This is a genomic window from Endozoicomonas sp. SESOKO4 (assembly GCF_024606275.1).
The window spans coordinates 1-7411 of record NZ_JAHHPS010000043.1 but is presented as its reverse complement, the minus strand read 5'-3'; the positions used below and the strand labels follow the sequence as shown (position 1 = coordinate 7411).

Below are 7411 nucleotides of genomic sequence, written 5' to 3'. Positions count from 1 at the left end.
CTCTGGCTTTAGATGCGCTGTTTCTCTTGGGAGAGGTTGGAGCAGATGTTGATTTATCGAATAAAACTATTTTATCTCCATCCTCAAAGTTTCCTTTCCGGATTATTTTGACATTTTTTAATATAAACTCTCCATTGCGTAGTAGATGTAACTGAAGATTTAGAGGGCTATATGGATTGGATAATCCAGGATTAAAGTCTTTGTTTTTTGCTGCCTTAAAAATAGATGTTTTTCGCTCTAGATAAGCCCGATTTTCATAGAACATACTTATCCAATCCATATCCTTTATGGGCGTTTTTTCTGCTCTTTGTGATAATAATCTATCTACATAGTTTTCAACAACACTGGCTGCCCGATTACTTTTTCTAAGCGTTACTTGATCTACACTTGTTATCGGTATTTGCTCGATAGATTCTACTTTACCATAATGAATCATTGCCTGAACAAGATTAAACGTCCTTAATAGAGTGTAAGGTATGCCAGGCTTGGTAGTATTGTCACTAGCCTTAACCCCCATTTTCTGAGCTATTTCTCTATTTTTACTTTTGAAAAAATTGTTTCTTTTTCGTCTATTAACATCAGCCATCAACGTATTAATGTAAGCTTCACCTTCCCTGTATAAATATTTTTCTTTAAGTTCTTTATCAAGTTCTTCATACTCAGGAAGGGTGAGTTGTTTTAACATGCTTTTTTGTTTTTCGTTTAGTGCAAGAGCACTCTCAGACTTCAGGGTTATCAATAAAACGATAAAATGAATGTTTTTTTTTCTCAATTTAGATAACGCGGTTAACATCATAGCTACCAGTCCTTATAATGTCATACAAGCTTCTATATTGAGCAGTATTGTCCGGGTAAGACCTACCAAACCTTATAACAAGCGAATAGTAGCTTGTTTTAAAACTATCTGCTTTCTAATTGCTGGTACTGATGTTTATTATCACTTGATCATCCTCTTAATCTCTGAATAAACGGCTCTAAATAAGTTAAATATTGTTCTCATGGGCTGTACAAAGAATAATATTGCCGTATAGTTTTGCGCGTTTATCACGCAACCTGTTCTGAGCCAGTGAAAATGGACTAGTAAAAAGGAGCTACTGGTCTACTATATGTGTCTTATTGATGAAACCGGGATACACTCTGATTACCACTCAGTTTTGATCTGGAGCAAGAACGTTTATACGCCAACTGACACCAGAATCCGGTGCTCGTTCCGGCACCTGCTTGATCGCGGTTTAGTGGAGAAGGTTAGATGGTTTACAAGAGGGTCATTATACGTTTTAAGGTGATTATCTTTATGAATTATCTGAAACAAGTGCTTTCGTCCCATGATCGTATTGTATTGAAACTCACTGACAGTTATTCTGCACTCAAGGCCTTTACAACTATTATGCTGTTACTGGCCGTTACCCTTTGTTTTATGACCTCGTTTACCTCTGCTACAGAAGTCGAAATGGATGGAAGGGTAATAAACCTTAAATCTTCCATAGTCAAATGGATGCTTGCACTGAATGATAGTCCATTTGTTGATTATCCCAATGAGCCGAAATTGATTTTAGCAACAATGGTAGAAGAAGGTACGGATGACTTTGCCTGTTTACTGGAATTAAACAGAGAGTTTCTTGGCAATGGATCTTTTAATAATAGTATTCCGGTTGAATTGAATGTACAGACTACCCGGTCCCAGCAAAAAGAATTATACGATGCTTTTCCTGAAGCTGCAGATCTTAAAATTAATTGGATTTTTGAAGATGAAGGACATGAAGACAAATCCTGGCTTCAGATGGAGGTTTCCAGTTTAACTCTATCCCTATCAAACTGGGAGGAAATGAGAGCACCCAGTTCAACCAATTGGCTGGGAATTAGTCAGTATTCTAATATTTATGCCAGAGGTAAAGGCTTCAATGAAAGTTTTATTGATTCTTTATCGTTGGTAGAAAAATTTCACCAAAGAGCTGGATTTTATAGCCCTAAAACCATGTCTTTGAGTCATCGAACCATGAGTTGCATTTCAGACTTTTGGTATGAGGGTGATGATGTGTATCAAAACCTTTCAAATTGCTCCATTAGCACAGAACAACATAAATTCTCTATTGCTACGCCAAGATTTGGTCTGGGTGGACTGCACATTGGGTTGCCTTTTAACTCTGAGCTGATCGCGAAAGTTGACAATTACGAATTATCAAAAGACAAAACATCAACTTCACTGCATAATGATTTTAAGCAATTACTGAACGATAAGCCATGGCTGGTATATGCTCTTACAGATAATAATGATTTGGACACTCAGCCAGAAACTATCCAGCATGTTTCGTATTATATCGCCTATTACCGCGATGAAGCCTTCTTGAAAGAGTATTTGGACATTATCAGAAGAATAGAATCTGGCGAAGTAAAAATTGTTACACCTCTTAAACGGTCAACTTTTGTAAAGCCAGCCTTTAAGGAAATGCTCAAAGAACTGGGTTTTAGCGAAGTTAATTACAAATCAAACGGACAGTCAAGTGGCTATGTTGACCGCACTGCCCCTGCATATAGAAAAATAACGTTTATCGATCCAGGTTTTATTGCTAACGAGAATGCTTACAATGCTTTGCTTTATTTCTCTAATCCTTTAATTCTCGTTACAGGTAATATTGGTCTGGCCAAAGCCATCACAATGAATAAGATTCCTTTTTACGAATGGCGTTACTTTGAGAGTCACACGAATGAGCATCTCCAATCCTTCTGGCAAGGCACCACCCTTGAGGCGTTTTTCGTAAGTGAGTATCAGCCAGAAAGAAAAGCAGCAGCACTCAATCAATTTAACTTTGACTCAGTGCTTCGTCGTCAGACAAACCAGCGTATTATTAAAGAAAAAAACGCCATGCCTGATCTGCTCGACGTTATATGGTTGGTCCATCGCCCCAATCTTGCGCTCTGGCGTCTTGATAAAAAGGTCAAGGAAAGATTGCGGCAGGGAGAAAAAAGTGAACTATTCGATGAAATCAAACACACAGAAAGTGCTGATATACGGGATGTTTTGGCTGCCAAGGTACTGATTCAGCACATTTTAGATCAGAATACCGGTTATGATTCAGAACAGCTTGACGAGTTAATCAAGCTAATTCAGGATCCAAGGCTCAGGGAGTACCTGATATCACTGATGATCAAACATAAGCCATAGAAACAGTTGACGTTGTATCTGTTCAATTAATGCAGGAGCCAGAGCAACGCAGGAACCGTTGCCGCCTGGGGCAGTCTATTCTCAGTCAGGCTGCTAACACTTTGACACTATCCGAAATAAATCGAAGCTGTGAGTGCAGAAGTTTACATGGGTTACACGACGACTATTAATTGTCTTAATAGGATTGTCTTTGTCAATTCTTTGAAGAAAACCGTTGTGCCCAGTAAAACATTATCGTATAGGCCGTTCTCATATCATAAGGAGACTAATAAGGCATGTATCTGAATAATTTTCACAAAGCCTTTAAAGCAATAATGCAGTTGTTCATCGTTATTTTTAATTTTATGACTCCATTTGCCTGCGCTACAGAAGTCGAAATGGATGGCAGGGAAGTAAACCTTGAATCTTCCCTAGTCAAATGGTTACTTGCACTGAACAACAGGCCAACTTATTTTTATCCCCGTGAGCCAAAGTTGATTTTGGCAACAATAGCAGAAGATACAGATGACTTTGCCTGTTTACTGGAAGTAAACAGAGAGTTTCTTCGCAATAGAGCATTTAGTAGTATTCCTGTTGAACTGACTGTACAGAGTACCTGGTCTCAGAAAAAAAAGTTATACCGTGATTTTTCTGAAGCTTCTGATCTGAAAATTAATTGGATTTATAAAGATGAACGACGTGAAGATGAGGCATTCTGGCTTCAGAAGGAGGTGGCTAGCTTTATCCTATCCCTATCAACCTGGGCAGGAATGAGAATCCCCAGAACACTCAATTGGCTGGGAGTTGGTCGGTATGCAAATATTGCTGCCAGAAATGAGGGTGTGGCAAAGAATTTTATTCATTCTTTATGGCTGGTAGAAGACTTTCACCAGAGATCTGGCTTCAGCAACTATGACAGTATGCCTATCAGTCATCGAACCATGAACTACATCTCAGACTTCCTCCGTGAGGGTTATGATTTGTGCCAGAATCTTTCGAACTGCTCCATTAGCACCGAACAACATAAATTCTCTACTGCTACGCCAAGATTTGGTCTGGGTGAACTGCATATTGGCCTGCCTTTTAACTCAGAGCTGATCGACAAAGTTGACCATTACGAATTATCAAAAGACAAAGCATCAACTTCATTGCACAAGGATTTAAAAAAATTACTGCGTGATAAGCCTTGGCTCGGATATGTTCTTACAGGTTATGATGATTTGCATACTCAGGCAGAAAATATTCAGAATGTGTCGTATTATACCGCTTATTACCATGATGAGGCCTTCTTGAAAGAGTATTTGGGCATTATCAGAAGAGTAGAACCCGGCGAAGTAAAAATCATTACTCCCCTCAAAGCATCAACTGTTGCAAAGCCAGCCTTTAAGAAAATGCTCAAAGAACTGGGTTTTAGTCATGTTAGTTACAAGTCAAATGACCAGTCAGGGGGTTATGTTGACGGCACTGCCACAGAACATAGAAAAATAACGTTTATCAACCCTGGCACTATCGCTAACGAAAATGCTTACAATGCTTTGCTCTATTTCTCTAATCCGTTAATTCTCGTTACAGGCAATATCAGCCTGGCCAAAGCCATTACAATGAATAAGATTCCCTTTTATGAGTGGCGCTTTTTTGAAAGTCAGGTCAATGCGGATCTCCAATCCTTCTGGAAAAACACAGGCCTTGAGTCGTTTTTCGTGAGTGAGTATCGGCCAGAAATAAAGGCAGCAGCGCTGAATCAATTTAACTTTGACTCACCGCTTCGTCGCCAGGCAAACAAGCGAATCATTAAGGCTAAAAATGCCATGCCCGATCTGCTCGATGTTATATGGCTGGTTCACCGCCCCAATCATACGCTCTGGAAGCTCGATACACAGGTCAAAAGAAGATGGGTACAGGGAGGAAAAAGTGAATTATTTGAAGAAATCAAACACACAGAAAGTGCCGATATACGCGATATTTTGGCTGCCAAGGTAATAGTTCATAACATCTTATATCAAAATACCGGTTATGATTCAGAACAGCTTGACGCGATATTCAAGTTAATTCAGGATCCAAGGCTAAAGGGCTACCTGCTATCTTTGCTGAACGACATTGAGCCATAATACCAGCCATCTGGAAGTAAGCGGTGTCTGGTTATTCGGGGTTATGCTCGATCAGAAAAAAACTGTCCTTCCACCGAATGAAGAGCAATTCGGATCTTGTGTCTCTCGCTGTTTTTCGTACCACAAGGGCTATAACTTCTTAAAGTCACTTGACTAAATCACCGAGAGACTAATAGTTTGGGAGAGAAATACTTCAAAAACGACAGTGAGTCATCAAATGATACCCTCTTATTTTGCTAATGCGCTCCGGAATATGATTCATCCATTTGACGATATAAGCGATGCGAACCTATATCTGTTTGGTTCGAAAGAGCAGTCACGATTTGTTTTTGGCCGATGTCCTTCTACCGTAAAAAGGGATTTGCCGTCGGATGAATCACAGGTTCCTGATAAACAGTTGTCGGGCAGAAAAATAACCAGATTATCTCCTGATAATGTTGAGCAGAGTGAACGAAGTTTTGAAAAAATCGTTAATGGTTGTAAAGCGGCATTTAATCAGGGACGAGCAACGGAGCTTATTGATAGGCGGGGACATACTTATTACGCATATTTCCTTGCGAGGCTCGACGGATGGCTCAGCAATTTTGAAGCTGTGCCTATGTTTCAGTGGGATAGCTCCAGCACCTTGAGTAAGTGTGAAGACTTACTTAGCTCGATAGAACAGCTGCCAAATTATTTTCATGAAGAGAAGCAGGTTGGGGCCTTTGCACGCAAGGCTTGCGCTCTTGTTCTTTCAGAAATGAGTATTGAAGCCATTCAACAATCTATTATTGATCACGAAAAAGGTGAACAGCGCCTCTCTTTGCGTTTATACCACCTTTTAAAGGGTATTTGTCGCGCTTTTGAGAAGTCCGCTGAAGTTCAGACTATGCTGGATCAAACAGAACCGTTCAAAGGCTTTCCTTTGGATGAGCTGTACAGATTTTTTATTGATGAGGGACACTGGGAAGAATACGGTTTAGGTCTGTTTTGTTATGAGGATGAGCCTGGGTATGCAGCGGCTATGCTAACTGCCTTTAAAGAAGCCGGTAATATTTTGGCTAATAAACCCCTGGATTACAGTAAGCTTGAAGCTATTCATGAGTTGACTACATCCGGTGTTATGTCTGCTCGTGCAGATGTGATTATTAAAGACTTCTCCTGGAACGAAGCAGTCGTTGGTTATGTGAGGGGTCAAAACTTCACAAAGAATGGCTTAATTGAAATAACGAAGTTGGCTAACGAGAACAATTTTCCGAGAATAGAAAGACTCGATCGTTATACATACCAGGTTTTCATTGATTTTAAAGGTCAAAAAGGCATTGGGTTATCCATAAAATATTGCCAAGCCTTTGAGAAAAAGTTGCAAGAAATAACTGAAACTGACAGCGGACAGCGACAGGACGCAATTATCCACGCTATTGCTGAACTCTGTCGAAATCTTCAGCATACCCACCCTTTTAGAGACGGGAATGCCAGAACTATCGGCTGCATTCTGGTCAATGGACTCCTTCTGCGGGAAGGGCTTTCACCCGCCATTATCGATAATGTTAATAAATTTGATGGATACAGTGTGGATGAGTTGGTTCTGACCATTAAGAATGGGCAGCAGTCCTTTCAGTCTCTTCGGAAGTAATCTGCCCCCCCGGGTTTCCTTTTAACTCAAGGTTCAGGGCCTACCTGCTATCTTTGCTGAACGAACATTAAACAAACGGCCAATAAAGACTGAAGCCCTGAGCTGTCGGGATATTCAGGGCACTCCTTTGTGCGGCAACGTCCACTCCCCTGACTTTAAGCCATTCGGATATATCGTTGTACCTTATCCGAAGATCCATGGTCTCGTCTTTGAATTCTTCCCTAAGCTCCTCAAACTCCTCTCTGGTCACAACGTTTCCAGACATTGAAAAACCTCTTTACCTTCAGTTTTAATGAACAGGCTTTGAATCGCCCGCTCACTAATGTTGTTGGTAAAAGCTAGCTGCACAGGGTTTTCCAATGGGAAGATAGTCTTAGACGGGGAAATAGTCGTAAACGGAAAGACAGCCATAAACAATCCCTTTCAGAGAAATGCAATACTTTAAGTTTGGCTATTAAACAGCGTACGACACTTTAACGCCAGTTCTTAAATATTAAAACTGTGTCGTTTTTTGGGTTAAAGACTTATTTTTTTACAATTAAAGGG

At 40.2% G+C, this 7411-nt stretch carries 5 protein-coding genes; 3 read left to right on the top strand and 2 right to left on the bottom strand.

The window, feature by feature from the left end:
* The coding region (locus tag KDK16_RS00700; RefSeq protein ID WP_257274242.1) for a hypothetical protein at positions 1-796 on the bottom strand (796 nt) is incomplete at its 3' end.
* Positions 797-1294: 498 nt separating this feature from the next.
* On the opposite strand from KDK16_RS00700, the gene KDK16_RS00695 reads away from it, so the two are divergent.
* From KDK16_RS00695 to KDK16_RS00685, 3 genes are all read left to right on the top strand, one after another.
* Positions 1295-3163: a hypothetical protein gene (locus KDK16_RS00695; RefSeq protein WP_257274241.1), complete on the top strand. Its 1869-nt coding sequence runs from the start codon at positions 1295-1297 to the stop codon at positions 3161-3163.
* Between the two features lie 275 nt (positions 3164-3438).
* Complete coding sequence (locus KDK16_RS00690) at positions 3439-5250, top strand: hypothetical protein (protein WP_257255126.1); 1812 nt, start codon at positions 3439-3441, stop codon at positions 5248-5250.
* A gap of 253 nt (positions 5251-5503) precedes the next feature.
* The gene (locus KDK16_RS00685) at positions 5504-6865 is read left to right on the top strand and encodes a Fic family protein (RefSeq protein WP_257274240.1); all 1362 of its coding nucleotides are present in this window, start codon (positions 5504-5506) and stop codon (positions 6863-6865) included.
* A gap of 67 nt (positions 6866-6932) precedes the next feature.
* On the opposite strand, the gene KDK16_RS00680 is transcribed toward KDK16_RS00685, so the two are convergent.
* On the bottom strand, positions 6933-7130 hold the full coding sequence (locus KDK16_RS00680) for a hypothetical protein (protein WP_257274239.1): 198 nt from the start codon (positions 7128-7130) through the stop codon (positions 6933-6935).
* Positions 7131-7411 lie beyond the last annotated feature (281 nt).